The following is a 270-nucleotide window of genomic DNA, read 5'->3' as shown; positions in this document are numbered from 1 at the left end:
TAAGCTCTGGTACCGCGACCGTTGGTACTGACTCGGGTACAGCTTTGCAGTACTTTAATGGCACCGCTTGGGTGGATTACACCCCAGGTAGTTTTGTCGCTATCCCAGCAGGTGGTTTATTGGTACGCACGGCAGTTACCAACGATCCTTCAGCAGACAACAATGAAACCTTCAATTTAGTAGCAACCAATGCAGGCGGTACTGCAGTAACGGGTGTTGGCACCATTAAAGATGATGGCACTGGTAGTGTCTTCTTGGCTACAAACACTA

Annotated in this window: 1 protein-coding gene; it reads left to right on the top strand. The window is 48.9% G+C overall.

Annotated elements, in window-relative coordinates; all coding sequences use genetic code 11:
* On the top strand, nucleotides 1-270 hold a 270-nt coding region (locus ICN19_RS10130), incomplete at both ends, for a hypothetical protein (RefSeq protein ID WP_216247640.1).

It is taken from the genome of Polynucleobacter sp. AP-Capit-er-40B-B4, assembly GCF_018882245.1.
Lineage (GTDB): Bacteria > Pseudomonadota > Gammaproteobacteria > Burkholderiales > Burkholderiaceae > Polynucleobacter.
Note: the sequence above shows the minus strand (reverse complement) of the source record. Positions and strands in the feature narration are given on the sequence as shown.